This is a genomic window from Mesorhizobium sp. M7A.F.Ca.US.005.03.1.1 (genome assembly GCF_003997975.1).
Classification (GTDB): Bacteria; Pseudomonadota; Alphaproteobacteria; order Rhizobiales; family Rhizobiaceae; genus Mesorhizobium; species Mesorhizobium ciceri.
In genome coordinates, this window is record NZ_RZRO01000049.1 from 22667 (window position 1) to 47944 (window position 25278).

Annotated in this window: 22 protein-coding genes and 1 pseudogene; 15 read left to right on the top strand and 8 right to left on the bottom strand. The window is 63.0% G+C overall.

Annotated features, from left to right (window positions below):
• The first annotated feature begins 63 nt into the window (after positions 1-63).
• From EN990_RS20200 to EN990_RS20225, 6 genes and pseudogenes are all read left to right on the top strand, one after another.
• A pseudogene (locus EN990_RS20200) lies at positions 64-956 on the top strand (VOC family protein).
• Positions 957-960: 4 nt separating this feature from the next.
• Positions 961-1581, top strand: a complete 621-nt coding sequence (locus EN990_RS20205) for an alpha/beta hydrolase (protein ID WP_027163149.1) — start codon at positions 961-963, stop codon at positions 1579-1581.
• Positions 1582-1583: 2 nt separating this feature from the next.
• Entirely contained in the window at positions 1584-1883 is a 300-nt protein-coding gene (locus tag EN990_RS20210; protein WP_013529296.1) for a GNAT family N-acetyltransferase, read from the top strand.
• Positions 1884-2023: 140 nt separating this feature from the next.
• Positions 2024-3082 carry a dipeptidase gene (locus tag EN990_RS20215; protein WP_064993243.1) on the top strand — a complete coding sequence of 353 codons (1059 nt, stop codon included), beginning with the start codon at positions 2024-2026 and terminating at the stop codon, positions 3080-3082.
• 76 nt (positions 3083-3158) lie between these two features.
• Complete coding sequence (locus EN990_RS20220) at positions 3159-4469, top strand: flavin monoamine oxidase family protein (protein WP_127370321.1); 1311 nt, start codon at positions 3159-3161, stop codon at positions 4467-4469.
• 210 nt (positions 4470-4679) lie between these two features.
• Positions 4680-5090: a hypothetical protein gene (locus EN990_RS20225; protein ID WP_013529299.1), complete on the top strand. Its 411-nt coding sequence runs from the start codon at positions 4680-4682 to the stop codon at positions 5088-5090.
• Between the two features lie 114 nt (positions 5091-5204).
• Here the strand turns inward: EN990_RS20225 and EN990_RS20230 are convergent, their stop codons facing one another.
• Together EN990_RS20230 and EN990_RS20235 are read right to left on the bottom strand one after the other, a co-directional pair.
• Positions 5205-7292 carry a sensor histidine kinase gene (locus EN990_RS20230; protein ID WP_063173187.1) on the bottom strand — a complete coding sequence of 696 codons (2088 nt, stop codon included), beginning with the start codon at positions 7290-7292 and terminating at the stop codon, positions 5205-5207.
• A 67-nt stretch (positions 7293-7359) separates the two neighbouring features.
• Complete coding sequence (locus EN990_RS20235) at positions 7360-8133, bottom strand: response regulator transcription factor (protein ID WP_181172685.1); 774 nt, start codon at positions 8131-8133, stop codon at positions 7360-7362.
• A gap of 46 nt (positions 8134-8179) precedes the next feature.
• Here EN990_RS20235 and EN990_RS20240 point away from each other — a divergent pair, with 46 nt between their 5' ends.
• Positions 8180-8881 carry a response regulator transcription factor gene (locus EN990_RS20240; RefSeq protein ID WP_013529302.1) on the top strand — a complete coding sequence of 234 codons (702 nt, stop codon included), beginning with the start codon at positions 8180-8182 and terminating at the stop codon, positions 8879-8881.
• Between the two features lie 72 nt (positions 8882-8953).
• Here EN990_RS20240 and EN990_RS20245 read toward each other — a convergent pair whose 3' ends face one another.
• Positions 8954-9121, bottom strand: a complete 168-nt coding sequence (locus tag EN990_RS20245) for a hypothetical protein (protein WP_013529303.1) — start codon at positions 9119-9121, stop codon at positions 8954-8956.
• 37 nt (positions 9122-9158) lie between these two features.
• The gene (locus EN990_RS20250) at positions 9159-9491 is read right to left on the bottom strand and encodes a hypothetical protein (protein ID WP_127384968.1); all 333 of its coding nucleotides are present in this window, start codon (positions 9489-9491) and stop codon (positions 9159-9161) included.
• A gap of 353 nt (positions 9492-9844) precedes the next feature.
• Between EN990_RS20250 and EN990_RS20255 the strand changes: the two genes are divergently transcribed.
• Positions 9845-10300 carry a L,D-transpeptidase gene (locus EN990_RS20255; RefSeq protein WP_013529305.1) on the top strand — a complete coding sequence of 152 codons (456 nt, stop codon included), beginning with the start codon at positions 9845-9847 and terminating at the stop codon, positions 10298-10300.
• A gap of 198 nt (positions 10301-10498) precedes the next feature.
• Here the strand turns inward: EN990_RS20255 and EN990_RS20260 are convergent, their stop codons facing one another.
• Complete coding sequence (locus EN990_RS20260; RefSeq protein WP_013529306.1) at positions 10499-13582, bottom strand: efflux RND transporter permease subunit; 3084 nt, start codon at positions 13580-13582, stop codon at positions 10499-10501.
• Entirely contained in the window at positions 13579-14910 is a 1332-nt protein-coding gene (locus EN990_RS20265; protein ID WP_013529307.1) for an efflux RND transporter periplasmic adaptor subunit, read from the bottom strand. The genes EN990_RS20260 and EN990_RS20265 overlap by 4 nt, the downstream gene beginning before the upstream one ends.
• A 145-nt stretch (positions 14911-15055) precedes the next feature.
• Here EN990_RS20265 and EN990_RS20270 point away from each other — a divergent pair, with 145 nt between their 5' ends.
• Both EN990_RS20270 and EN990_RS20275 read left to right on the top strand, forming a co-directional pair.
• Complete coding sequence (locus tag EN990_RS20270; RefSeq protein WP_013529308.1) at positions 15056-15589, top strand: TetR/AcrR family transcriptional regulator; 534 nt, start codon at positions 15056-15058, stop codon at positions 15587-15589.
• A gap of 124 nt (positions 15590-15713) precedes the next feature.
• Positions 15714-17315, top strand: coding sequence for an inorganic phosphate transporter (locus tag EN990_RS20275; protein ID WP_127368592.1), 1602 nt, complete (start codon positions 15714-15716; stop codon positions 17313-17315).
• A 427-nt stretch (positions 17316-17742) separates the two neighbouring features.
• On the opposite strand, the gene EN990_RS20280 is transcribed toward EN990_RS20275, so the two are convergent.
• Together EN990_RS20280 and EN990_RS20285 are read right to left on the bottom strand one after the other, a co-directional pair.
• Complete coding sequence (locus EN990_RS20280; RefSeq protein WP_024503027.1) at positions 17743-18903, bottom strand: patatin-like phospholipase family protein; 1161 nt, start codon at positions 18901-18903, stop codon at positions 17743-17745.
• A gap of 47 nt (positions 18904-18950) precedes the next feature.
• On the bottom strand, positions 18951-19697 hold the full coding sequence (locus EN990_RS20285; protein WP_063169133.1) for an acetoacetate decarboxylase: 747 nt from the start codon (positions 19695-19697) through the stop codon (positions 18951-18953).
• Positions 19698-19920: 223 nt separating this feature from the next.
• On the opposite strand from EN990_RS20285, the gene EN990_RS20290 reads away from it, so the two are divergent.
• The 5 genes from EN990_RS20290 to EN990_RS20310 form a co-directional block, all read left to right on the top strand.
• Entirely contained in the window at positions 19921-20709 is a 789-nt protein-coding gene (locus tag EN990_RS20290; RefSeq protein WP_127368260.1) for a 3-hydroxybutyrate dehydrogenase, read from the top strand.
• Positions 20710-21163: 454 nt separating this feature from the next.
• A complete protein-coding gene (locus EN990_RS20295; protein WP_127368261.1) occupies positions 21164-22492 on the top strand; it encodes an NAD(P)H-dependent oxidoreductase in 1329 nt (442 codons plus the stop codon).
• Between the two features lie 2 nt (positions 22493-22494).
• Positions 22495-23523, top strand: a complete 1029-nt coding sequence (locus tag EN990_RS20300) for a thiamine pyrophosphate-dependent dehydrogenase E1 component subunit alpha (RefSeq protein WP_063169131.1) — start codon at positions 22495-22497, stop codon at positions 23521-23523.
• Positions 23523-24521, top strand: coding sequence for an alpha-ketoacid dehydrogenase subunit beta (locus EN990_RS20305; protein WP_127368262.1), 999 nt, complete (start codon positions 23523-23525; stop codon positions 24519-24521). The genes EN990_RS20300 and EN990_RS20305 overlap by 1 nt, the downstream gene beginning before the upstream one ends.
• Before the next feature lie 3 nt (positions 24522-24524).
• Positions 24525-25278, top strand: a 754-nt coding sequence (locus EN990_RS20310) for an E3 binding domain-containing protein (RefSeq protein ID WP_127388357.1), incomplete at its 3' end; no start/stop codon positions are given.

Sequence of the window (25278 nt, forward strand, 5' to 3'; positions counted from 1 at the left end):
CGCACATGTACCAAGGGAAGGAGCAAGCTCGACCAGATCAAGGGCCTGCATCACGTCACGTCGATGGCCAGGGATGCCCGCCAGAACAACGATTTCTTCACCAGGAAACTCGGTCAGCGCCGGTCAAGAAGACCGTCAATTTCGACGCGCCCGATGTTTATCACCTTTATTACGGTGACGAGGCCGGTACGCCGGGTTCGGTGATGACCTATTTCCACTTCCCCGACATCGGCAAGGGCCGGCATGGGGTCGGGGAAGTCGGAACCACCGTCTACTCGGTGCCGGAAGGCACGCTTGGCTATTGGGAAAAACGCTTTGCCGATGAGGGCGTCACCGGCCTCTCGCGCGAAGAAACCTTCGGTGAGAAGCGCCTGGCTTTTGCCGGACCGGATGGTGACGGCTTCGCGCTGGTCGAGTGCAAGAGCGACAGCAGAGCACCCTGGGCGAAAGGCGGCGTTCCCACGGATGAGGCGATCCGAGGCTTTCATTCCGTGTCGCTCAGGCTGAAGGATGGCGGCGCCACGGAAGAGCTGCTGAAGTTCATGGGCTATGAGGAAGTCGACAAGTCCGGCAATCTCAGGCGGCTGGCGGTGAAGAACGGCAATGGCGCCGATGTCATCGACATCGAATCGCTGCCGAGCACTGCCTTCGCCGATCTCGGCGCCGGCTCCGTCCATCACGTCGCCTTCGCGGTCGAGAACCGCGCCAGGCAGCTGGAAGTACGCAAGGCGTTGATGGACACCGGCTATGGGGTGACGCCGGTGATCGACCGCGACTACTTCTGGGCGATCTATTTCCGCACACCGGGTGGCGTGCTGTTCGAAGTCGCCACCAACGAGCCGGGTTTCGATCGCGACGAGGATACCGCTCATCTGGGCGAGGCGCTGAAGCTGCCGACGCAGCACCAGCACCTGCGGCCCTATCTCGAACAGCATCTGCAGAAGTTGGAAGGCTGAGGCCATGAGCAAGGACGCTTACATCCACAAGGTGCTGCCCGGTTCGCCGGGCGGTCCATTGCTGTTCGTCTTCCATGGCACGGGAGGCGATGAGAATCAGCTTCTGTCGCTGGGGCGCGATCTCGCGCCCCAGGCAACCATCGTCTCGCCGCGCGGTGATGTGTCGGAACAAGGTGCCGCGCGCTTCTTTCGCCGCGCCGCCGAGGGCATCTACGATATGGACGACCTGGCGCGGGCGACGACCAAGATGGCGGGCTTCGTCAAGGCCCATGTTGAAGCAGCGAAGCCATCGGCCGTGCTCGGTCTCGGCTATTCCAACGGCGCCAATGTCCTGGCCTCGGTGGTGTTCGCGGTTCCAGCGCTGTTCGACGCGTCGGTGCTGATGCATCCGCTGATCCCGTTCGAACCTGAGGTCAAGGGCAGCCTCGCCGGCCGCCATATCCTGGTGACCGCCGGCAAGCGCGATCCGATCTGTCCACCGAACCTGACCACGCGGCTCGAGGCCTATTTGCGTGCCGACGGCGCCGATGTCACAGTGGAATGGCACGATGGCGGGCACGAGGTGCGGCCAAACGAAATCGAGGCGGCACGGCGGTTCTTTGCCGATACTGCCCAAGGAGCATAGCAATGCCTGACCAACTGCCTGAGATCGAACTTGAGGATCGCGGTTCCAAGGGCCGCTATGTCCTGCGTGGACCCGATGGCGCCGAGGCCGAGATGACTTTCACCAAGATCGGTGAGCACCAGATCATCATCGACCACACCGAAGTGCCGGACGTCTTTCGCGGCCAGGGTGCCGGGCTTCGGCTCGTCACCCGCGCCGTCGAGGATGCGCGTGCGGCGGGCAAGAAGATCATCCCGCTCTGCCCGTTCGCCAACGCCCAGTTCCGCCGCCATCAGGAATGGGCCGACGTGCTGAAGCGGTAGGGATTCGTTGCTTGGAAACGGCGCGGCAAGCGGCTGCCATCCCACCGGGGCGGCTTTGGCATTTGCGCGGGTGGCGCATCCTGCCTAAGTAGATAGGATATATCTTAGCCGCGCCGACAAACGAACCGAATGATCCCCCAATGACCGAAACCGATCGCGTTCCCGTCTTCGACGGCCACAACGATACGTTGCTCAGACTCCATCAGTCGAAAGACACGGACGTCGAAAAACTGTTCATCGAGGGGAAATCGGGCGGCCATATCGACCTGCCACGCGCGAAAGCCGGCGGCTTCGCCGGGGGCATGTTCGCCATCTTTCCGCCGCCTGTCGAGAAATCCAGGCGCGGCGCCGTGCCCCTGGCGCCGGGCGCCGCAGAACCGCTGCCGCCCGAGGTTCCGCGCGATGAGGCGCTGACCTCGACCATCGCGATGGCCTCGATCCTGTTCAGGCTGGAACGGGCCGGAGCGCTCACCGTCTGCCGCAGCGCCGGCGATGTGCGCAATGCCATGGCGCAAGGGTCGATCGCCGCGGTGTTCCACATCGAAGGGGTCGAGGCGATCGATCCCGAGCTCACCATGCTCGACGTGCTGCATGAAGCCGGCCTGCGCTCGCTCGGCATCGTCTGGAGCCGTCCGAACGCCTTTGGCCACGGCGTGCCGTTCCGCTTCCCGTCTTCGCCCGACACCGGCCCTGGCCTGACCGATGCCGGCAAGGCGCTGGTCAAGGCCTGCAACCAGTTGAAGATCATGATCGACCTGTCGCATCTCAACGAGAAGGGCTTTCGCGATGTCGCCGCACTCAGCGATGCGCCGCTGGTGGCGACCCATTCCAACGTGCACGCGATCTGCGGCCATTCGCGTAACTTGACCGACTGGCAGCTCGGCGCGATCCGCGAAACCGGCGGCATGGTCGGGCTGAACTTCGCAACCGGCTTCCTGCGCGAGGACGGTCGCATGAATGCCGACACCAGCCTCGATATCATGGTGCGCCATATCGATTCGCTGCTGCAGGCGCTGGGTGAGGATGGCGTTGGTCTTGGCTCCGATTTCGACGGCGCCATGATCCCGGCCGTCATCGGCGATGTCGCCGGCCTGCCGAAGCTGATCGATGCATTGGCGGCACGCGGTTTCGGCCGCGCGCTGATCGAAAAAATCGCCTATCGCAACTGGCTCAATATGCTCGAGAAAACGATAGGTTAGAGACAGCCTGCGGCATATGTCGACAAGGACATAGTTCGTCGGTGGAAGCCGGATACGATTGGGTGGATAGCCGGCAATGCTGAAGACCTTCACGCATGAGGGCGGCGAATTCGAGCGAACCGATGTCGTCATCGTCGGTGCGGGTTTCACCGGCCTGTCGGCGGCGCTTGAGATGAAGAAGGCCGGCATCGATTTCATCCTGCTCGAAGCACGCGACCGTGTCGGCGGACGCGTCGAGTCCCGACTGAACGGACTTGGCGAACGCATCGATAGTGGCGGCCAGTTCCTGTGCGAGGACATGCCGGAATTGATGGCCATGGTCGAGGCGCGCGGCAAGACGCTGGTTGAAACCCATGTCGATGGCGACTTCATCACCCAGCCGACGATGTCCGCACAACGAGCAGAGCGGACCTATCATGCCGCGATGGCGATCCGCGAGCGCATGAACGGGATCGATCCGGACGATGCCTCGATTGCCGGACTGACCGTCGCCGACTGGCTTGCCTGCCAGCACGATTCCGCCGATGCAAGGATGGCTTTCCGTTCGATGATCGAAGGTCTCTGGTGCATGGCGCTGGACCAGATTCCTCTCTGGTATTTGATCGACAATGACCGGCGGGTCACCAACGAGGTGACGGAACTGCAATATTTCGTGCGCGAAACCATGCATTCGCTGGCCGACGATCTGGCCCGCGACCTTGGCGATCGGTTGCGGCTAAGCGAGCCGGTCACGCGCATCGAGCACAGTTCGCCAGGTGTTCTTGTCGTTTCGGCCGGGGATACCGTCGAGGCGCGCACGGTTCTGGTTGCCGTCCCGCCGGCGACGGTGACGGAGCTCGCCTTTGCCCCCGCTTTGCCGGCCGGACTGGGGCGGGCACTCGGCGCCTGGGAAAGCGGCGCGGCTATCAAGATCCTGGTGCGCTATGCCAAACCGTTTTGGCGGGCGCGGGATTTGAGCGGCATGGTGATGTGGCTCGAGCCGCCGGGGCTGTTTGCCTGCGACGCCGGCAAGGATGCGGAGCATGCGGCGCTCGTCGTGTTCGTCGGCGGCTCGCTCGCGCTGCGTTGGCGCGACCTCGGCGAGGCGGAACTGCGTGCGGAGGTGACCGGCCGGCTGGAGGCAGCCCTTGGTCCGGATGCCGGTGACGTCATCGATTTCAGTTTGCGTGACTGGACAGGAGATCGCTGGAGCGGCGGCGCGTACAGCGATCTTATTGTCGATGTTACAGCGACAGACGCCGAGCGAACGATCCTTGCCGGCGCACCGCCGGTGTATCTCGCCTCTTCAGAACTCTCGCCATCGTTTCCGGGGTATGTCGAGGGCGCCATCATTGCCGGGCGCATCGCCGCGCAAAAAATCATCGCCGAGCTTCAGGCTCCGGGCTGAGCCTGATCTTTTCGAAAAACTGTTTGGCAAGATCGGTCAAGTTGCGTCTCGAGCCCTGGCGCCGGCGAAGCCATACCCGATTTTGCCCGGCTTCGCCCGAAATGCTGTTTCGAATTCGTTACAGTGCCAATCCTTCGCCACCCCATCACCGTTACAGAGCGCGGATAAGTTCATTTCACCGCCAAAAGAAACTCAGCGAAGGGGAAGGTAATGCATGCGAAAATCCAGACGATCCGCGGCGAGAGCCGCCTTCAGGCTCCAGAGCGCAATGACCGCCGTCCGAAACTGGCGCTGCGCCAGCGGGCCAGCGACCACCCCATGGCGATGTTCATGGTGCTGGCTGCTTGCGCCTTCGTCGGCATGGCGTTCACGCCGACAATCGGGCCGGCCTTCGCTTCGTTGAATCCGCCGGCCAATCTCATCGACGGCGCGCAGACGACGACCAGGACCGCGCGTCTGCCGGTGCCGTTGACCGACTTCGCCTGCAAGGGCCAGGCCTGGGGTGCCGAGAGCATGGATTGCCTGCGCGCCATCGCCGAACAGTCCGGAACACACAAAAGCCGGGCGATCCGCATGATCGCCAATGCCGCGCCGTTGACCGGCACGCCGAATATTTTCTGATTTCCGTCGAAGCATGATCCCGAAAACCGTTCCCGTTTTGTGGACCATGCTCTGACCTCCCCGAGCGCCCTCCAGTGCGCTCCTTTTGGCTCCCGCCCCCGGGAGCCTCTTTTTTTATCCTTTCAAGGCCGCCTGTTCGGCGATGGCGGAGAGCACGCTGCGCACATCCAGCGTGCTGAACGGCTTTTCCAGAATCTGCGGTCGCTGGTGCGCCGGCAAGGCTTCGATTTCGGCTTTGGCACCGATCAGGTCTCCGGTGACCAGCACGAAACGCCGCGCCAAATCGGGCTTTTCGGCGAGCAGCTCACGATAGATCGATATGCCGCTGACGCCGGGCATGCGCAGGTCCGAAAAAACGATGTCCGGCGGCATGTGGCCGCTCAAGGTGGCGGCGCCCGATTCCCAGACGGGCACGATCCGCGACTTGATGCCCATCAGTTCGAGGATGTCCGAGAGCGAGCCGGCGACATCCGGCTCGTCGTCGATGATCAAGGCATGGCGCAGGCCGCTCGATCGCGGCTGGTTGTCGCCGGCGGTGGCGAGGCCGGCCACGATGGCCGGCAGCTGGACGACGAAACGCGCGCCTCTCGGGAGCACTTCCTCGAACCAGACATTGCCATTGTGCCGCTCGATGATCGATTTCGAGATCGACAGGCCGATGCCGGTGCCGACGCCGACCGGCTTGGTGGTGAAATAGGATTCGAAGATGCGGCCGCGGATCGCTTCGGGCACGCCGGGCCCATTGTCCTCGACCGAAAAGCAGGGATGATCCCGGTCGCTGCGGAACGTCCGCACCTTGATCAGCCGGTCGCCGGCAATGCCAGCCAAAGCGTGCTGGCTGTTGATGAGGAAATTGGCCGCCACCTGCGTCACATGGTCGGCGTCGGCCATGGCCAGCAGCGGGCCTGCGGCGAAATCGGTGTCGATGATGATGCCGCTTGAGCGCGCGCCATAGGCGGTCACTTCAAGTGCCGCCCGGATCACCTGGTTGAGGTCGGTCTCGGCTTGTGCCGCGGGATGGAGGCGGACCATCGACAGGAAGCTCTTGACGATGCGGCCGCAGCGCTCTGCGGCCGCGCGGACCTTTTCGGCGCGCACCTTGGTTTGCGGATCGGAGGCGAATTCGTGCAGCAGCGTCGATTGCGCCACAACCACGGCCAGCGGGTTGTTGAGCTCGTGCGACACACCGGCCAGCAACGAACCCATGGCCGCCATCTTCTCGTTCTGGTGCAGCTTCTCGCGTTGCCGGCCGATTTCCTCCTCGGCGCGCAATTTGTCGCGCAGGTCGCGGATGGAGCCGAAGATCAGGCGGCGGTCGGCAACCCGCATCTCGGTGGCCGTCAGCTCGATCGGGAACACTTCGCCGGCGGCATTCTGGGTCACCGTCTCGAGCCGCTGGCCGACCATCGGCGCGCCGCGGCCGGACATGTATTCGGCTCCTGAGGCATAGCCCTTGCGGTAGTAGATCGGCACGATCGTATCGAGCAGGTCCTTGCCGAGGATGTCGCTGCGCTGGAAGCCGAACATCTTCTCGGCGGCCGGATTGAATTCGATGATCGAGCCGGTCTCGTCGATGACGACAATGGCGTCGAGCGAGGCCTGCAGCATGGTGCGGCGAATGACCTCGCTGGCGTGGGCGTCGGAGGGCGAGCGCTCTATGGCGTCGCCGATGGCCAGCGCGATGATGTGCAGCGTCGCCTCTTCCTCGTCGGTCCATGCACGCTCGTTGATGCAGTCATTGACCGCCAGCGTGCCCCAGAGATGGCCGTGCGCGAAGACCGAGACCGAGAGGAACGATTTGATGTTCTGCTTTTCGAAATCGGTCCTCAGGAAGCCTTCGAGGTCGCGCGTATGACCGGCGAAGATCTTGCCTTGCCTCTCGTCCTCGGCAAGCCGCTCCAGCAGCGGGTCGGAATTGACGATCGATTGCATGATGACGGTCGGTGATGCCAGTTCGCCGCCGAAAAGAGGGTCGATCCAGTAGGCGGCGACGGATTGGGCGAAGCCCTGGCCGGGCAGTTCGCGCAAGCGAAACAGGATGCCGCGCTGGCAATCCATGGCCCGGCAGAGCGTTTCCAGTATGCCGTCCATCTCGCGCTGCCAGTCGCCGGCCTCGCGCAGCCGGCGAACGACGCGCACGGCCGCCATCGCCGCGCCCTGCCTGAACCCTTGCATATCGGTGCTTGCTGCTTCAGCGATCATCTTGTGCTGTCATTCCGGAGTCGCGCCAATTCGGCCGGCGAGCAACTACATCCTTCTGGCCCGGTGCTCAGTTGCCGTCGCCGGCCGGCAGCGAGAAGATATAGCCCTCGCCGCGCACCGTGCGCAGGAATTTCGGATTGGCGGGATCGGCCTCGATCTTTTTGCGCAGCCGCATGATGCGAATGTCGACCGCGCGTGACGATTCCGGATCTTCGGTGAAACCGATCGCCTCGGAGATAGCGGCGCGGCTCAGCAGCCGGTTGGCGCGGGTGAGGAAAATCTCCAGCACGTCGAACTCGCTCTTGGCCATGTCGATCACCACGCCATTGGCGCCGGTGACCAGCCTGCCGTCGAGATCGGCCTGGAAGGGGCCGAAGGCAACGGAACGGCGATCCGCCCCGGCCCTCTTGTCCTGCAGCTCTTTGGGCTGGGGAACCCGGCGCAACACGCTGCGCACCCTGGCCAGCACTTCGCGCAATTCGTAAGGCTTGACGATGTAGTCGTCGGCACCGAGTTCCAGCCCGACAATGCGGTCGAGCGCGGTGCCGGCCGCGGTCGCATAGATGATGCCGATCGGCAGTTTCGAACGCAGCCAGCGGCCAAGCGAGAGGCCGTCCTCGCCGGGCATGGCGATGTCGAGAATGGCAAGATGAAACGACTGCGTTTCAACGAGGCTGCGCGCGGCGGCCGCACTTTCAGCGGTGGCCACGTCATATCCGGCGGCGCCAAGGTATTCGGCGACAGCGTCCCTCAGGTCGGGCTCATCCTCGACGATGACAATTCTTGCCCGCACGATGCTTTCGCTCCCACTTTCAGTGGAAAGTAGATTGGGTATAAACATCATGTCCAGCACTCATATCGGGGTTGCCAGGGAACGGTTGGAAAACATGGCCGCACGATCCGTCATTGCGCTCGTTTCGGTAGCCGAAGTGGTCGCGACCGAACTCGCCGACCATCTTGAACGGCGCGGCCATGACGTGCATCAGGCACGCCAGCCCTGGGAAGCCGAATCTCTGCTGTCGGGAAAGGGCATCGACGTCGTCGTCGTCGGCGACAGCCTCAGCCAGGCGGAGGGGCGGGACCTGCTCAGACGTTATGGCGGCCAAGGAGGAGGCGGTGAGGGCGGACCGGATTTCATCCTGATCTGCCGCCCGGCCGATCTTGTCGACAAGGTGCTGGCGCTGGAGCTTGGTGCGGCCGACGTCGTCGAGAGCCCGCTCAATGTCCGTGAACTGGCCGCCCGTGTCGGCGGCCTGCTTTCGCGCCGCGGCAGGGGCACCCAGGAACTGATCGTGCTGGAGAACGCGACCGTCGATCTGAGATCGGCGATGGTCATGCATCGCTCCGGCACGGAGGAACAGCTTTCGCCCGGTCAGGTGGCGCTGCTCAGGCTGTTCCTGGCCAGTCCGCGCAAGGTTTTGACGCGCGACGACATCATCGCCGCGGCGCCTGCCGAAAACGCCGATGCCTTCGATCGCTCGATCGATTCGCGCATCGTGCGGCTGCGCCGCAAACTCGACACCGAAACCATCACCACCATACGCGGCGCCGGCTACCGGTTCGATCCGCCGCGGCAATTCGCGGACTGATTGCCGGGCACTGACGCAGTCTCTGGTTTCGGGCATCGGATTTTCCATCTCCGGCCCCGACGCTCTTGGCGCTCAGCGTACCAGCAGAAGCGATGGACCCACCGGCATGTCACTGCCCATGGTCAGCTCGCCAGCGTGGGCGCGGTCCCTGAGCAGCACGGTGGCAAGGCCGGCAAAGCCGAGCAGGCCCTGGGCGTAAAGCAGTGCGGAAAGCACCGAAGCGGCAAATTTCGTTTTCATCGTACCAATTCCCCAAAATGGTTTGTTGCGGGTCGCTTCAGGATACCCCCGAAGCGCCCGCGCCGCCCACGGAACCCCCCGTCTCGGCGCGGGCCTTCGGTCCTCTCGGCAGCAAGTTGCCGGAGGCGCCGCGCAAACCCGTCAGCCTAAGGCCGACCCGCCAGAGGGCCTTTAGCCGGGCGATGCGCAGGCTGGAAACAATCCAGACCGTGGCGAAAAACAGTGCGGCGTGCAGGGTCGAAATCTCGCCTGAAGTCATCGCGCCGAGGCTTGTCAGCGGGGTGCCGGCAACCATGCCGACGCCGCCGATGACCGCTGCCGCGATGCTGATCCTGAAAAGCCAGGACAGCACGTTCGATTTCGTTCCCATGTTCGTTACCGGCTGTTTTCGTTGCGTCAACTTTGCTTGCGGCCCGTATCCGGATCATGCCGCTTGAAACCTCGCTTTGTTGCAGTTTGGTTTCGAGATCTACGGCGGTCCTTTCGAATACTGCTGATTCGCACTTTCGTTTAGCGACGGATACCCATGTTCCTGACCTTGGTCTTGCTAGGGTCTCGCTGGCGGGCCACCGACGGCTCTAATTGGGTTGGCGTTTGTTAACCAGTGGAAACAGATTCGAAACACAAATGAGCATTTTGCGAAATCTCTCCGAAACATGACGTGGGGATAAGCAGCCATCGAATTGGAGCCGGCTGGACCGGCAGAGAGAGGGGATTTTCTTCATGCATACCGCCATTTCCGCCAAGCTCATCAACATCGCCGCCGCCGCGCTGACCGGTGCCGCACTGCTGTTCGGCTCGGGCGCCGCGCATGCCGCCAACAAGATCGTGGCGCGCGTTTCGCTTTCGCAGCAGATCATGGAAGTCTCGGTCGACGGCCGGCCGACTTTCGCCTGGAAAGTCTCCACCGGCGACCGGGCCCATGTGACGCCGACCGGCTCGTTCAAGCCGACCCGCATGCATGAAATGTGGTATTCGAAGAAATACGACAACGCCCCGATGCCGCACTCGGTCTTCTTCAGCGGCGGCTATGCGGTGCACGCGACCTATGCGATCAAGCGCCTCGGCCAGCCGGCTTCGCATGGCTGCGTGCGGCTGCACCCCGACAACGCCGCCGATTTCTACCAGCTCGTCGAAACCTTCGGGGCGACCAACACCAGCATCGTCATCGTCAAGTAGCAGGCTGGAAACGGTGGCGTGGCAGCATGCTGCCGCGCCTCAAAGCTCCCTCCGGAAACGCTGCGGTATTGCGTACAGTTCAAACCGGCGGTATCGAGCCCAGCCAAAAAGAAAAGAGGCCGGGAATTTCCCGGCCTCTTTTCTTTTGTTTCCATCGATTTGCCCCGCGCATTTCTGGGCGGGACTCCCTCGACCGTCCTAGCTCGGCAGTGCCGGCATCAGCTTGGGGTCCGGCTTCTCCGCCAGATGAGGCAGGTCCTTGCTGGCGATGAAGGTGTAGAACATGGGCACGACGAAGAGCGTGAACATGGTGCCGACCAGGATGCCGGTGAAGATGACCAGGCCCATCGAATAGCGGGCCGCGGCACCAGCGCCGCTGGACGTGATCAGCGGCACAACGCCGAGCGCCATCGCCGCCGTCGTCATCAGGATCGGCCGCAGGCGCACCTTGGCCGAGGCGATGATGGCATCGCGCCGCCGCATGCCATGCTTTTCACGCTGCTGGTTGGCGAACTCGACCAGCAGGATGCCGTGCTTGGTTATCAGACCGATCAGTGTGATCAGGCCGACCTGCGTGTAGATGTTGAGCGTGCCGAGGCCCAGATTGAGCGGCACGATCGCGCCGAAGATCGACAACGGCACCGCCATCATGATGATCAGCGGATCACGGAAGCTTTCAAACTGCGCCGCCAGCACCAGATAGATGACGACAACTGCGGCCGCGAAAGCGATCAGGATGGTGTTGCCCTGTTCCTTTTCCTGTCGCGATTGACCGGAATAATCGATGAAGAACGTGTCGGGCAGGCTCTCCTTGGCGATGTCCTCCAGCGCCTTCAGCCCGTCGCCGGTGGTGACGCCGGGCAGCGGAAGCGCCGAAATCGTCGACGAATTCAGCTGGTTGAACTGCTCGATTGCCGCCGGCGCCGCATTGGTCGAAATCTTGACCACCGCCGATAGCGGCACCATCTCGCCGGTCACGCTGCGCACGAAGTATTCGCCGAGCTTGTCGGGGTCGTCGCGAAACTCCTGCGGCACCTGCGGGATGATGTCGTAGCTGTTGGAATCGCGGTCGAACTGCGCCACTTCGGCGCCGCCGACCAGCAAGGTCAGCGTGCGGCCGATATCGGCGATCGGCAGGTTCAGCGCGGCGGCGCGGTCGCGGTCGATGGTCACCGTCACCTCCGGTGCGTCATAAGCCATCGAATTCTGCACGACGATGAAGCGGCCGGAGGCCTGCGCCTTGTTCTTGATCTGCTCGGCCACCTCGTACACTTCCGAGGAAGCGCCGGTCGATCGTACCACCATGGAAATGGGCAGGCCGCCGCCGGAGCCCGGCAGCGTCGGCGGTGCGAAGACGAAGGCCTCGACACCGGCCACTTTGGCGATACGGGCCGTAATGTCAGCCTGCAGTTCCTTCGAATTGCGCTTGCGTTCCGCCCAGTCCTTGAAGGCATAGCCGACGAAGGCGCTGTTTGTCGTGCCGCCGAAGGCGACGGCCGAGAACTGCGCCCGTGTTTCGGGAATATCCTTCACCAGGCCGAGGATCTGGTTGACGTATGTCTCGGTGTAATCGGACGTCGCATAACGCGGCGCCGTCACAATCGAGAGCAGAAAGCCCTGGTCCTCTTCCGGCGCAAGTTCGCTCGAGGTCTTGGTGAACATGAAGCCGGTGACGCCGACAAGCGCAAGCACGATGATCAACGTCAACGGGCGATAGTTCAGCGATCCGGTGACGGCGCGTTCATAGACATGCTCGACGCGCGCGAAGGTGCCGTCGACAATGCGCTGGAAACGGCCCGGCGTGCCGGACTTCAAGAGGCGTGCCGACATCATCGGGGTGATGGTGATGGCGATGACACCCGACAGCACCACCGAGCCGGCGAGCGTGACCGCGAATTCACGGAACAGCGCGCCGGTCAGGCCGCCGGTAAATGCCAGCGGTGCGAACACGGCGGCCAGCGTCATGGTCATGGCAACGATGGCTGATGCGATTTCGCGCATACCGCTGAACGCAGCCTGCATCGGCGACATGTGATCTTCTTCCATGTGACGGTGGATGTTCTCCACCACCACGATGGCGTCGTCGACGACCAGGCCGATCGCCAGCACCATGGCGAGCAGCGACAGAAGGTTGATCGAGTAGCCAACCGCGAACAAAAGGAAGCAGACGCCGATCAGCGACAACGGGATGGTGATGATCGGCATCATCACCGACCGGAAGGAGCCAAGGAACAGAAGGATGACGACGACGACGATGGCAACCGCCTCGCCGATGGTCTTGAACACCTCTTCAATCGAGGCGCTGATCTGCCCGGTCGCGTCGTAGACGACCTCGATCGTCATGCCTTTCGGCAGTGTCTCCTGAATCTGCGGCACCAGCTTGGTGAGCGCAGCCGCCGTGGTCAGCGGATTGGCCGCCGGCGTCGGGAAGATGGCGAGGAAGGTGCCTGGCTTACCGTTGAACGAGACCCTGGTGTCGGTGTTCTCGGCGGCGAGTTCGACGCGAGCCACGTCGCGCAACCGCACCACATTGCCGTCGGTCGAGCGCAGCGGCAGCTCGGCGAATGCCTCCGGCGTCTGCAATGTCGAGCGCACGGTGATCGAGGAGACGACATACTCGTTCTGGGTGTTGCCGGGCGCCGACAGGAAGTTGGAATTGTTGATCGCCGTCAGCAGTTCGGAGGCGGTCACGCCGCGCGCCGCAAGTTTGACCGGATCGATCCAGACGCGCATCGAGTATTCCTGGGCGCCGAAGATCTGCACGTCGGCGACGCCTTCGACCGTCGACATGCGCGGTCTGATGACGCGCTCGATATACTCCGTCAGCTGCTCCTTCGTCATGTTCGGATTCTGCATCGAGATGTACATCATCGCGAACTGCTGGCCGGTGCCCTTGACGATGACAGGGTCCTTCGACGCGTCCGGCAAAGTGCCGCGCACGCCCTGAACCTTGGACAGAACTTCGGTCAGCGCGACGTCGGGGTTCGAGCCGAGCTTCATCTGCACCGTCACGGTGCTGGAGGACGGGCGGCTGGACGAGGTGACGTAGTCGATGTTTTCGGTCGACGCGACGGCGCGGGCGATCGGGGCGGAAATGAAGCCCTGGATCAGATCGGCGCTGGCGCCTGGATAGGCCGTGGTGATCGTGATGGCCGTTTCATCGACCTTCGGATACTGCCGGATCGACAGATTGAAGATGCCCTGGAAACCCAGGAGCAGGATCATGCAAGCAAGGACCGTCGAAAGAACAGGCCGGCGAATGAAGAGATCTGAAAAGCTCATTGCTGGTCGGCCTGCTTGTTCGCCGATTTGGTCGGGTCGATGGTGTTGTCCACAACGACGGACATGCCGTTGAAGAGGCGGTTCTGACCGGCGGTGACGACCTCGTCGCCGGCCTTCAGCCCCTCGACGATCTCGACCATGCCTTGATTGCGGCGGCCGGGCTTGACGAACACCTGCGACAGCACGAGCGCGGGCTTGTCACCTTCCGCCGCCGGCTTGGCCCCATCGGCAGCCTTGTCAGTTGGCTTTGCCGCATCGGCGGCAGGCTTGGCTGCATCAGCCGCCGGCTTCATGGCATCGGCCGGCTTGGTGTCCGCAGGCTTGGCGTCAGCCGATTTGTCGGCTGCCGGCGCAGCGGGTTTTTCCTCCGGCTTGGCAGCTGGCGCTGTCTCGGCGGGCTTGGCTGGCTGCACCACGAAGATGTAGTCGCCATAGAGACTTGTCGTCAGCGCCGTCTGCGGCAGGGTCAGCACGTTCTGCTCTTCGGGCAGCTCGACACGCACCTGCACGAACTGGCCGGGGGTCAGCTTGCCATCGGGATTGGCGACTTCCGCCCGGATGTTCACCAGCCGGCTGGACGAGTCGATCTTCGGGTCTATGCCACGAATGGCGCCTGCGAATGGCCTGTCCTCGCCGCCAAAGCCCAATCGAATCGTCTGGCCGATCTTGAGCAAGGCGAGTTGCTGTTCGGGAACCGTGAAATCGACCCGCATCGTGTCGAGGTCCTGCAATGTCACCACGGCGGTGCCGGGCGCCAAATACTGGCCGACATCGATCTTCGGGATACCCACCGTGCCGCCGAAAGGCGCCGTCAGCTGCTTCTGGTCGAGCACGGCCTGCAGCTTGGTGACTTGGGATGCCGAGGCCGAGGCCGCCGCACGCGCCGTGTCCAGCGTCGAGTCGGAGCCAACGCCACGCCTGGTCAGTTCGATGGCGCGGGCAAGTGAGGTCTGGTCTAGCGCGGCTTGCGCCTTCTGTGCATCGAGGTCGGCGCGCTCGACGGCGTCATCGAGTTGCAGCAGAACCGCATTGTCCGCCACCTTCTGGTTGGCATGGAAAAGGATGTCCTTGACGATACCGGTAGTCTCGACCGTCAGGTCGACACCGCGCACCGCCTTGACCGTGCCGATCGCCTCGACGCCTGGCGTCCAGGCCGAAGGCTTGGCGATGGTCGTCGAAACGGTTGCCGCCGGCGGCTTCATCGATGCGAAGTACTGCTTGATGCCGTTGTCGCGCAGGAAGTTGAAGCCGACGATGCCGCCGACCACGACGACGAGCAGGGCCAGAACCAGAACAATGATAAAGATACGGAGTATGCGCTTGAACAAGGAAGTCCCCTCAGTCGAAATCCGGCGCGAAGCGCGGATATCGGGACACATACCGACTGCGGGTCCCGATTTCAAATAATGGCGGTCTTCCTGTACCGTCTGGACGGTCTTGTCAATTGGGCCTAAGCTTGCGATGGGAGGCACCATGAGAGCCCAAAGACCGAATTCGCGCGAGAAGATTCTCGCCGCGGCGGCTGATGTTGCCCGGGAATCCGGACCAGGCAGCCTGTCGCTGGATGCCGTCGCCAGCCGTGCCGGCGTGTCGAAGGGAGGGCTCCTCTACAATTTCCCGACCAAGGCCAAATTGATGCAAGGTTTGGTCGAAGGCTATCTGCGCGAGTTCGAGCACGCGCTGGAAGCCGCCCGCACAAATGACAAGGACGAAAATCCCCTGGCCGTCTACATCAGGCTGTCGGCCAATGATTGCGAGGAAAAGCAGCCGTCGGCGTCCTGGATCTTCTCGGCCATCGCCGAGGATCCCGATTTCATGATGCCGATAAAGACCTTCAAGCGGCAGCTTTTCGAGCGGCTGAAGGGCGAGACGCCGGATCTCAAATCGCTGTTGATCTGCTATCTCGCCATCGAGGGATTGCGCAGCATGAACCTCTTCGATTCGGATGTCCTGTCGAAAGACGAGCGCCAGTTGTTGGTATCGTCGCTGCTCGAGATTGCCAAATAGGCGCCGCCCACCCGCTTTTCGGCAGGCCTGTTCGTGAACGCGGCGTTCGCTGGCGTCACACAGGGTTCATCGTGCGGACATAGCGTCTTCCCAGTTCTTTGCTGCAATGCATCTGGAGTGGGACATGGTGGACATAGTTTCTAGCGAGGCGGGCATTCCGAGACCGGATCATCCGCTGGATCAATCGGGCAGCGCGAAGTGGTTCCTGCCGGCCTTCGGCGTGCTGGTGCTCGTCGGCATCGCCTATGTCGGCTACGCGCTCAGCCAGGATCTTGCGGTGGCCAAGACCGTGCCGTGGATCCTGCTTGGCATCGCCTTGCTGATCGCGCTCGGCTTCGAGTTCGTCAACGGCTTCCATGACACCGCCAATGCGGTGGCGACGGTTATCTACACGCGCTCGATGCCGGCCGAATTCGCCGTCATGTGGTCGGGCGCCTTCAATTTCCTGGGGGTTCTCACCTCCAGCGGCGCGGTCGCTTTCGGCATCCTGTCGCTGCTGCCGGTCGAGCTGATCCTGCAGGTCGGCTCGTCCTCGGGCTTCGCCATGGTGTTCGCGCTGCTTGTGGCGGCGATCCTGTGGAATCTCGGCACCTGGTTCCTCGGACTGCCGGCGTCGAGCTCGCACACGATGGTCGGTTCGATCATCGGCGTCGGCCTTGCCAACCAGTTCATGGCGCCCGCCGGCAGCGCCACCAGCGGCGTCGACTGGTCGCAGGCGACCAATGTCGGCGTCACCCTGCTGGTGTCGCCGATCATCGGCTTCTTCGCCGCGGCGATACTGCTCTATGTAATGAAGCTGCTGGTGCGCAATCCGGCGCTCTACGAGGCGCCGAAAGGCAACACGCCGCCGCCATGGTGGATCCGTGGCCTGCTCATCTTCACCTGCACCGGCGTCAGCTTTGCGCATGGCTCCAATGACGGACAGAAGGGCATGGGCCTGATCATGCTGATCCTGATCGGCGTCGTGCCGACGGCCTATGCGCTGAACCGCACCCCCGACATCAACTATCTCGAAGCCTACAAGTCTGCCTCGGTCAGCGTCGAAACGGCGCTGGGCAAATATGCCAAGCCCGGGGTCACCGTCACCGATGCCAAGGCCGCCGTCCAGGATGCCGTGCGCACCAGGACCTGGAACGACCAGACGACGGTTGCGCTGCAGACCTACATCCACAACACGACGGCTGGCCTGCAGCCCTATGCCTCGGTCGAGACGGTGCCGACCGATCTGGTCAGCAACGCCCGCAACGACATCTATTTGATCGGCGAAGCGCTCAAGCTGATCGACAAGAAGCAGCTGCTGCCGATGGAGGCGACCGATCTGAAAGCGGTCACCGACTATCACAAGGCCGTCGACAACGCGACGAAGTTCATCCCGATCTGGGTGAAGGTCGCCGTCGCGCTGGCGCTCGGCCTCGGCACCATGGTCGGCTGGAAACGCATCGTCGTCACGGTCGGCGAGAAGATCGGCAAGAGCCATCTGACCTACGGCCAGGGTGCGGCGGCCGAACTCGTGGCGATGGTGACCATCGGCATGGCCGATCGGCTGGGATTGCCGGTGTCGACGACCCATGTGCTGTCGTCGGGCGTTGCCGGAACGATGGCGGCGAACGGTTCGGGGCTGCAATGGGCGACGGTGCGCAATCTGCTGCTTGCCTGGGTGCTGACGCTGCCGTGCTCGATCACGCTGGCCTTCGTGCTGTTCATCATCTTCCGCCAGGTGTTCTGAGCCGAGCGTAAGCTTCCGAACAAAAGGCAGCGCCGGGTGACCGGCGCTGCCTTTTTTCTTTAAGTGAGCACTGCGTTCAAGGGGCGAAGACGTATTCGTTTCTGTTGACGTGGAACCTGCCTAGGAAATTGGCCGAAACGCCTTTCGCTTCGTCATCCTGAGGCGGAGCAGGGAGCGAAGCGACGCGGCGCAGACCATAGGATCCATGCCGCGACTCCTGAGCGTTGCCGCGGTGCTGAATTCTGCTCCGCTGCACTCCGTGGCAAAGGTCACGGCCTGGATCCCAGGGTCTCCGCGACGGAGCTTCGCTCCTGCTTCGCCCAGGGATGACGAAGTTTGGAGGCGTCGGCCAATCTCGAGCGTTGGCGATGGCCGTTCAAACGAATCCTGGCCAACAACGCTGAACCGTTGAGCATAACCGGCCTGGCTACGTCGGGTCTTCGCGATGCAGGTCATGGATGGCCACACCGTCGACATTGGTCGGCATCGTCAGCCACTCACGATGGCGCAAGGTGCGCTGCGTGTCCTCCAACCCTGTCTCCCAATGCTCGCGCATCGAGGTGCCTGAGAACTCATAGTCCTTGGCGTGACCCTCATAGCCCTTGTGCTGATAGATCAGGTGCACGATGTTGACGGTGCCGGCGTCCGAATAGTCCTCGATCAGCGCTTCCTCGGCCGGCGTCCGCAACTCCTTCGGCACCCGTTTCAGTGCATCGAGCAGGCGCATCTTGAGACCGTGGATGCGTTTGAAATTGTCGGTGTTTTGCCGTGTGCGGCTCGAATACATGATGTCCTTGTGGCGCGACAGCACGTCCGGCATGCTGCGCGGCAGGACGCCTCGCGCGCTGAACAGGTCGACCTGGAAAACCAGCGAGGAACGGTCCTCTTCCTGGTCGAGCAGATATTGCAGCGGCGTGTTGGAGACGATGCCCCCGTCCCAGTAATATTCGCCTTCGATGCGGATCGACGGGAACGCCGGCGGCAGCGCGCCGCTGGCCATGATGTGCTCCGGTTCGATGCGGACCTTGTCGGTGTCGAAATAGACGAAGTTGCCGGTCCGGACGTTGACCGCGCCGACGCTCAACCGCTTCTTGCCGTCGTTGAGGATGTCGAAGTCGATCAGGCTTTGCAGCGTCTCCTTCAGCTCGGCCGTGTCGTAGAAGCTGGTGGCGCCCTCGGCGCCGGGCTGCTCCATCCAGGGGTTAGGATTGCGCGGCTTGAAGAAGCCCGGCTGCCCCATGACCATGGTCATCCACGAACTGGTGCGATTGCGGATATCACGGTAGATGTCGCCTTCCGGCGTATAGGCCCAGATCTTGCGACCCGAAATCGTCTGCCAGAATTGCTCGAGGCGCTGCAGCCGGCGGCTCGACTCATTGCCGGCGATGATCGCCGCATTGATGGCGCCGATCGATACGCCGGAAAGCCAGCTCGGCTCGCAGCCGGCCTCTGCCAATGCCTGGTACACCCCAGCCTGGTAGGCGCCGAGCGCGCCGCCTCCCTGAAACACCAGCGCGACGCGGTCATACTGCGCCGAGATCTCCGCGATGGTGGCGGTGGCCTCCTTGTTGCGATTGCGTTCGAGCACGGCTTTGGTCTCCGACTTCTGTTTGGGCTCTGAAAGGCTTGTGCAGCTCAGGTGCGGTCGGCGAGATAATCGTGAACCACTTCGCCCAGCCCAAGCGTCAGATCGGCGGTGAAGTGGACGGCGGATACGATGTCGAGCACCGGCAGCCGCGCCACGTCGGCCATGACGTGCGGCCGCAAATCGAGTGCGGCGGGCGCTGTCCAGGCTTCCTTCAGCGTGATGTCGGTGAGGTGGTAGCGGACCAGTTCGCAGATGCGCGGCGTGCCGTCGACATGCGGGACGATCTTGATCAGGAAATTGGGCGCGGCCAGCGAAGCGAGGACAGAGCCGTGATCGGCTTTCTTGTGCTTGTAGCCCATCGTGCCGGTGGCGCACAGAACGCTGCCATAGTGCAGCGTGCCGACGATGACCTCGCCTTCATGCACGATCTTGGGATTGGCAAGCTTCTTGGGAAAGCCCCACAGTTCGCGGCCGCCGGCGATCGGCGCGTCGTCGTCGAGATACATCGAATGGACGTAGGCGCCGTGCTGGCCCTTGTAGCGCACCGGGATGACCTGGCCGGTCTCGGTGTAGTCGCCGAAACCGGTCGAGTCAGGCATGCGGATGAATTCGTATTTGACCAGCGGCTCGTCGATCTCCAGCGGCTCCGGCACGACAGCCTCTAGCGCCTCGCGCGTCGTGCGGTAGGTGATGATGACGTATTCGCGGTTGAAGAAACGGTACGGCCCGGGCGGAAAGGAGGGGTTGGTCAGCGGCATCGCATAGGCGCGCTTCACGACATCGGCGATCTGCAAGGCTGTAGCCCCATTTTGGTTCAGGAATGACTGCGCGAATGCGCTCCGGATTATGTTGCACGGCACCATGACAGTGCCGTGTCAGCCGCCTGACAGCCGCCCAAGAGGCCTGTCGACGGCCGTCTCAACCCTGTAATCGCACCGACATATGGCTATGGCACTGTCATGGTGCGGCGCACAAAGGCGGCCCCGTTCGTTCCCTCCCACCTCTTGCGAGATCATCATGGGTTTCCTGTCTTCGAAGAACGCCCTCGTCACCGGCTCGACCAGCGGCATCGGCCTGGCCATCGCCCGCGCCTTTGCCGCCGAAGGCGCCAATGTCACCATCAACGGCCTTGGCGATGCGGCTGCCATCGAGCAGGAGCGCGCCGGCATCGAGAAGGATTTCGGCGTCAAGTGCCGCTATTCCGGTGCCAACATGATGGATGGCGCGGCGGTCAGCGCCATGGTGCATGAGGCCGAGGCTGCCTTCGGCAGTCTCGATATCCTGGTCAACAATGCCGGCATCCAGCATGTCGCGCCGATCGAGGAGTTTCCCGATGACATGTGGGAAGCCATCATCCGCATCAATCTGCTCGCCGCGTTCTACGCCATCAAGGCGGCACTGCCGGGCATGAAGGCGCGCAAATGGGGCCGTATCATCAACACCGCCTCGGCGCATGCGCTGGTCGCCTCGCCGTTCAAGTCGGCCTATGTGTCGGCCAAGCACGGCATTGCGGGCCTCACCAAGACGGTAGCGCTCGAAGCAGCGCTCGACGGCGTCACCGTCAATGCGATCGCGCCGGGCTATGTCTGGACGCCGCTGGTCGAAAGGCAGATTCCCGACACGATGAAGGCGCGCGGCATGACCGAGGAACAGGTCAAGCACGATGTGCTGCTCGCCGCCCAGCCGACCAAGGAATTCGTCACCGTCGACGAGCTCGCCGCGCTGACGCTGTTCCTGTGTTCGGACGCGGCCAGGCAGGTCACCGGCACCACCTTGCCGATGGATGGCGGCTGGACGGCACAGTAGAGGGTAATCCAAGCGTTCCGTTTGCCTGCTGGTGCCGCTGGCAGAAAAGCACCCGGCTATGCCGTGATCTTAATCAATGCGGATGGCGTGGTCGTGCATTTCCATGATTTTGCGATCGACGCGGCGGGTTGCCCGCCTCCGGCAGGCTTCGCGGGACACTGAGCAGGACTTCCCGCGAGGGCCAAGATGCCGCCAGTCGCATGTGCCGGCCTATTGCACGGCAGCGCAACAGGCTGCGCCGTTGGCTGAGCTGAACGATCCCAACCGATGCCCATCCGCGCACTGACGGCGACTGCGCGGCATCGGGTTTCCCAGCCTCTTTCTCGTCCCGCCGGACTACGGTGAAAGTGTCCGAAAAAGCACGGGAATATGGACATTAGTCTTGACAGAAATACAGATGTTCAATACCCGTCAGGCAATCGAACAAGCCTGCATTATGGGAGGAACGAGCGGTATGGCTTCCAATGTTTCGTTGACGGGTCTTGCCCGCGATCTCGAGGAACGCGCAAAGTCGGGCAAGCCTATCCGCATCGGCCTGATCGGCTCGGGCGAGATGGGAACCGACATCGTCACTCGTGTCGCCCATATGTCGGGCATCGAGATCGGCGCCATTTCCGAACTGAACCTGCCGGCTGCCAGCAAGGCCGTCGATATCGCTTTCCAGGAAACCGGGCATGCGCGCGAAGTGTCGAATGCTTCGGCTATGACGTCGGCGATGGAAGCCGGCAAGGTGGCGGTCACCAACGACGCCGACCTTGTCATCAACAATGATCTGATCGACGTCGTCATCGATGCCACCGGGGTTCCCGCCGTTGGCGCCGAGATCGGGCTGCGCGCCATGGAGCATGGCAAGCATCTGGTGATGATGAATGTCGAGGCCGACGTCACCATCGGCGCCTATCTGAAAAGCGAGGCCGACCGGCTCGGCGTCACCTATTCACTGGGCGCCGGCGATGAGCCGTCCTCCTGCATGGAGCTGATCGAGTTCGTCTCGGCCATGGGTCACCCGATCGTTGCCGCCGGCAAGGGCAAGAACAATCCGCTCAACATCGACGCCATTCCCCCGGACTATGAGGAGGAAGCCAAGCGCCGGCACATGAATGTCCGCATGCTGGTCGAATTCGTCGACGGCTCCAAGACCATGGTCGAGATGGCGGCAATCGCCAATGCCACCGGCCTGGTTCCAGACAAGGCTGGCATGCATGGCCCGGCGGCGACGCTTGGCGAACTGTCCAAGGTGCTGGTGCCGCAGAAGGATGGCGGCGTTCTGTCGAAGGTCGGCGTCGTCGACTATTCGATCGGCAAGGGTGTCGCGCCCGGCGTCTTCGTCGTTGCCGACATGTCGCATCCGCGCATCTCCGAGCGCATGGAAGATCTGAAGATGGGCAAAGGCCCGTATTTCACTTTCCATCGTCCCTATCACCTGACCTCGCTCGAGGTGCCGCTGACCTGCGCGCGCGTCGTGCTCTACGGCAAGGCCGACATGGTGCCGCTGGCCAAGCCGGTGGCCGAAGTCGCCGCCGTGGCCAAGAAGGACATGAAGCCCGGCGAGAAGCTCGATGCGATCGGCGAATATTGCTACCGCGCCTGGATCATGACGACGCCTGAGGCGCGCGCCGCCAAGGCCGTTCCCTGCGGCCTGCTGCAGGGCGGCTCGGTCACCGCGCCGATCAAGAAGGGCGAACTCATAACCTATGCGAATGCAGCGCCCGCGGCGGGCTCCAAGATCGCCGAACTGCGCGCTCGCCAGGACAAGCTCGTCTATGGGACCGTGGGAGCGTGATCATGGCCACAGCCAGCAAAGCCGTCACTGACAGTCGCGCCAATCTGCCCTTCGTCTACCGCCAGTACAGCGCCGAGCAGCTCAAGCAGGTGCTCCACAAGATGTACCTGATCCGCCGCTTCGAAGAGGGCGCGGAGGAGTGCTACACGCGCGGCCTCATCCATGGCACCATGCATTTGTCGATCGGCCAGGAAGCCAGCGCCATGGGCATCTGCATGCCGCTTGCCGAGGATGACCAGATCACCTCGACGCATCGCGGTCACGGCCACTGCATTGCCAAGGGCGCCGAGGTCAAGCGCATGTTCGCCGAGTTCTTCGGCAAGACCACAGGCTATTGCAAGGGCCGTGGCGGCTCGATGCACATCGCCGATGTCGGCAAGGGCAATCTCGGCGCCAATGGCATCGTCGGTGGCGGTATTCCGATCGCCGTCGGGGCGGCATTGTCCTCCAAGATGATGAAGACCGGCAAGGTCGTGGTCTCCTTCTTCGGCGATGGCGCCAACAATGAAGGCGCTTTCCACGAGGCGCTCAACATGGCGGCGGTCTGGAAGCTGCCTGTCATTTTCGTCTGCGAGAACAATGGCTACGGCATGTCGACATCGACAGCCCGCTCGACCGCGGTCAAGAACATCGCCGAGCGCGCCGCCGCCTATTCGATGCCGGGCGTCATCGTCAACGGCAACATCTTCTCCGAGGTCGCCGAGGCGTCTCATCAGGCTGTTGCCCGAGCCCGCGCCGGCGAGGGGCCGACGCTGATCGAGTCCAAGACCTACCGCCATCGCGGCCATTCCAAGAGCGACCGCAACCGCTATCGCACCAAGGAAGAGATCGAGGACTGGATGTCGAACCGCGATCCGATCACCCTGTTCGAAAGCGAGCTCAGGGAATTCGGCTTCATCGACGACAAGGGCATCGAGGCCATTCGCGATGCCGTGGCGCAAGAGATCGCCGAGGGCATCGAGTTCGCCAAGGCGAGCCCATCGCCCGATATCAGCGAGACCGGCAATTACGTGTATACGGAGCAGGCGTGATGGACGCGATGGTGCGTGAACTGAGCTACGCCCAGGCGATCCAGGAAGCCATGGCGATCGCCATGGACATGGACGAACGCGTTTTCCTGATGGGCGAGGATATCGGCGTCTATGGCGGCGCCTTCCAGGTCACCGGCGACCTGGTCGAACGTTACGGCGCTGACCGCGTCATCGACACGCCGATTTCGGAACTGGGCGGCGCGGGCGTCGCGGTGGGCGCTGCCCTCACCGGCATGCGGCCGATCTTCGAGTTCCAGTTTTCCGATTTCGCCACGCTTGCCATGGAGCAGATCGTCAACCAGGCGGCCAAGATGCGCTTCATGCTGGGCGGCGAGGTTTCGGTTCCCGTGGTGATGCGCTTTCCCGCCGGTTCCGGCACCGGTGCGGCGGCTCAGCACAGCCAGAGCCTCGAAGCCTGGCTCGGCCATGTGCCGGGTCTGAAAGTCATCCAGCCGGCGACCCCCTATGATGCCAAGGGCATGCTTTTGGCGGCGGTCGCCGATCCCGATCCGGTCATGATCTTCGAGCACAAGCTGCTCTACAAGCTGAAGGGCCCGGTGCCCGAAGGCTATTACACCGTGCCGATCGGCAAGGCCGATATCCGCCGCGAGGGCCGGGATCTCACCATCGTCGCCACCTCGATCATGGTGCAGAAGGCGCTCGACGCGGCAGCCGTGCTGGAGAGCGAAGGCATCGACGTCGAAGTCGTCGATCTTCGGACCATCCGGCCGATGGACAAGCAGACCGTCATCGACAGCGTCAAGAAGACGTCGCGGCTGCTATGCGTCTACGAAGCGGTCAAGACGCTGGGCATCGGCGCCGAGGTCAGCGCCATGATCGCCGAGAGCGAAGCGTTCGACTATCTCGACGCGCCGATCGTGCGGCTGGGCGGCGCCGAAACGCCGATCCCCTACAATCCGGAACTCGAGAAGGCGACGGTGCCGCAAATTCCGGACATTATCACCGCCGCGCGCGACCTCGTGAAAGGGGTTCGCTGAGATATGCCGACCGAAGTCATTCTTCCCAAGGTCGACATGGACATGGCGACTGGACAGATCTCGCGCTGGTTTGCCGAGGAGGGCGCGCACGTCAAGAAGGGCGATGTGCTGTTCGAGATCGAGACCGACAAGGCGGCGATGGAAATCGATGCGCCGGCCAGCGGCGTCCTGCGCGATGTCACCGGCAAAGAGGGTGTCGATATTGCGGTCGGCGCTGCCGTGGCGTGGATCTATGCCGACGGTGAGGCCTATGGGGCTGATGCTGCTGCGGCCAAGCACGACAAGGCGCCAATCTCCCCACCCGTGGGGGAGATGTCGACGAAGTCGACAGAGGAGGGCGCTGTCGCGCCAACGTCTCATTCTGTCACTCACCCCTCTGCCCTGCCCTCTTTGCCGCCACTTGGCATCTCCCCCACAAGGGGGGAGATCGGCCAATCGCCATCGGCCGGCCGTGCAACACCGCTTGCCCGGCGCCTGGCCCGTGAGGCCGGCCTGAACCTCTCGACCGTATCTGGGACCGGCCCGCATGGCCGGGTGGTGAGGGCGGATGTCGACGCGGCCATTGCCGGTGGCGGCGCCCAGACGGCGCCTGCCGCCAAGGCTCCGGCTGGCGTGCCGGCTGCTGCTCCTGCCGCGCCGGTAAAGGCGATGTCGGACGATCAGGTCCTGAAACTGTTCGAACAGGGCTCCTACGACCTTGTCCCGCATGACAATATGCGCAAGACCATTGCGCGCCGCCTGGTCGAGGCCAAGACCA

Excerpts from the sequence above, each read along its gene's own strand:
- EN990_RS20205 (WP_027163149.1), top strand. The coding sequence starts at position 961 with ATGAGCAAGGACGCTTACATCCACAAGGTGCTGCCCGGTTCGCCGGGC.
- EN990_RS20305 (WP_127368262.1), top strand. The coding sequence starts at position 23,523 with ATGGACGCGATGGTGCGTGAACTGAGCTACGCCCAGGCGATCCAGGAA.
- EN990_RS20245 (WP_013529303.1), bottom strand. The coding sequence starts at position 9,121 with ATGAAAACGAAATTTGCCGCTTCGGTGCTTTCCGCACTGCTTTACGCC.
- EN990_RS20220 (WP_127370321.1), top strand. The coding sequence starts at position 3,159 with ATGCTGAAGACCTTCACGCATGAGGGCGGCGAATTCGAGCGAACCGAT.
- EN990_RS20235 (WP_181172685.1), bottom strand. The coding sequence starts at position 8,133 with ATGTTTATACCCAATCTACTTTCCACTGAAAGTGGGAGCGAAAGCATC.
- EN990_RS20260 (WP_013529306.1), bottom strand. The coding sequence starts at position 13,582 with ATGAGCTTTTCAGATCTCTTCATTCGCCGGCCTGTTCTTTCGACGGTC.
- EN990_RS20225 (WP_013529299.1), top strand. The coding sequence starts at position 4,680 with ATGCATGCGAAAATCCAGACGATCCGCGGCGAGAGCCGCCTTCAGGCT.
- EN990_RS20275 (WP_127368592.1), top strand. The coding sequence starts at position 15,714 with ATGGTGGACATAGTTTCTAGCGAGGCGGGCATTCCGAGACCGGATCAT.
- EN990_RS20270 (WP_013529308.1), top strand. The coding sequence starts at position 15,056 with ATGAGAGCCCAAAGACCGAATTCGCGCGAGAAGATTCTCGCCGCGGCG.
- EN990_RS20255 (WP_013529305.1), top strand. The coding sequence starts at position 9,845 with ATGCATACCGCCATTTCCGCCAAGCTCATCAACATCGCCGCCGCCGCG.
- EN990_RS20290 (WP_127368260.1), top strand. The coding sequence starts at position 19,921 with ATGGGTTTCCTGTCTTCGAAGAACGCCCTCGTCACCGGCTCGACCAGC.
- EN990_RS20250 (WP_127384968.1), bottom strand. The coding sequence starts at position 9,491 with ATGGGAACGAAATCGAACGTGCTGTCCTGGCTTTTCAGGATCAGCATC.
- EN990_RS20230 (WP_063173187.1), bottom strand. The coding sequence starts at position 7,292 with ATGATCGCTGAAGCAGCAAGCACCGATATGCAAGGGTTCAGGCAGGGC.
- EN990_RS20295 (WP_127368261.1), top strand. The coding sequence starts at position 21,164 with ATGGCTTCCAATGTTTCGTTGACGGGTCTTGCCCGCGATCTCGAGGAA.
- EN990_RS20210 (WP_013529296.1), top strand. The coding sequence starts at position 1,584 with ATGCCTGACCAACTGCCTGAGATCGAACTTGAGGATCGCGGTTCCAAG.
- EN990_RS20300 (WP_063169131.1), top strand. The coding sequence starts at position 22,495 with ATGGCCACAGCCAGCAAAGCCGTCACTGACAGTCGCGCCAATCTGCCC.
- EN990_RS20240 (WP_013529302.1), top strand. The coding sequence starts at position 8,180 with ATGGCCGCACGATCCGTCATTGCGCTCGTTTCGGTAGCCGAAGTGGTC.
- EN990_RS20215 (WP_064993243.1), top strand. The coding sequence starts at position 2,024 with ATGACCGAAACCGATCGCGTTCCCGTCTTCGACGGCCACAACGATACG.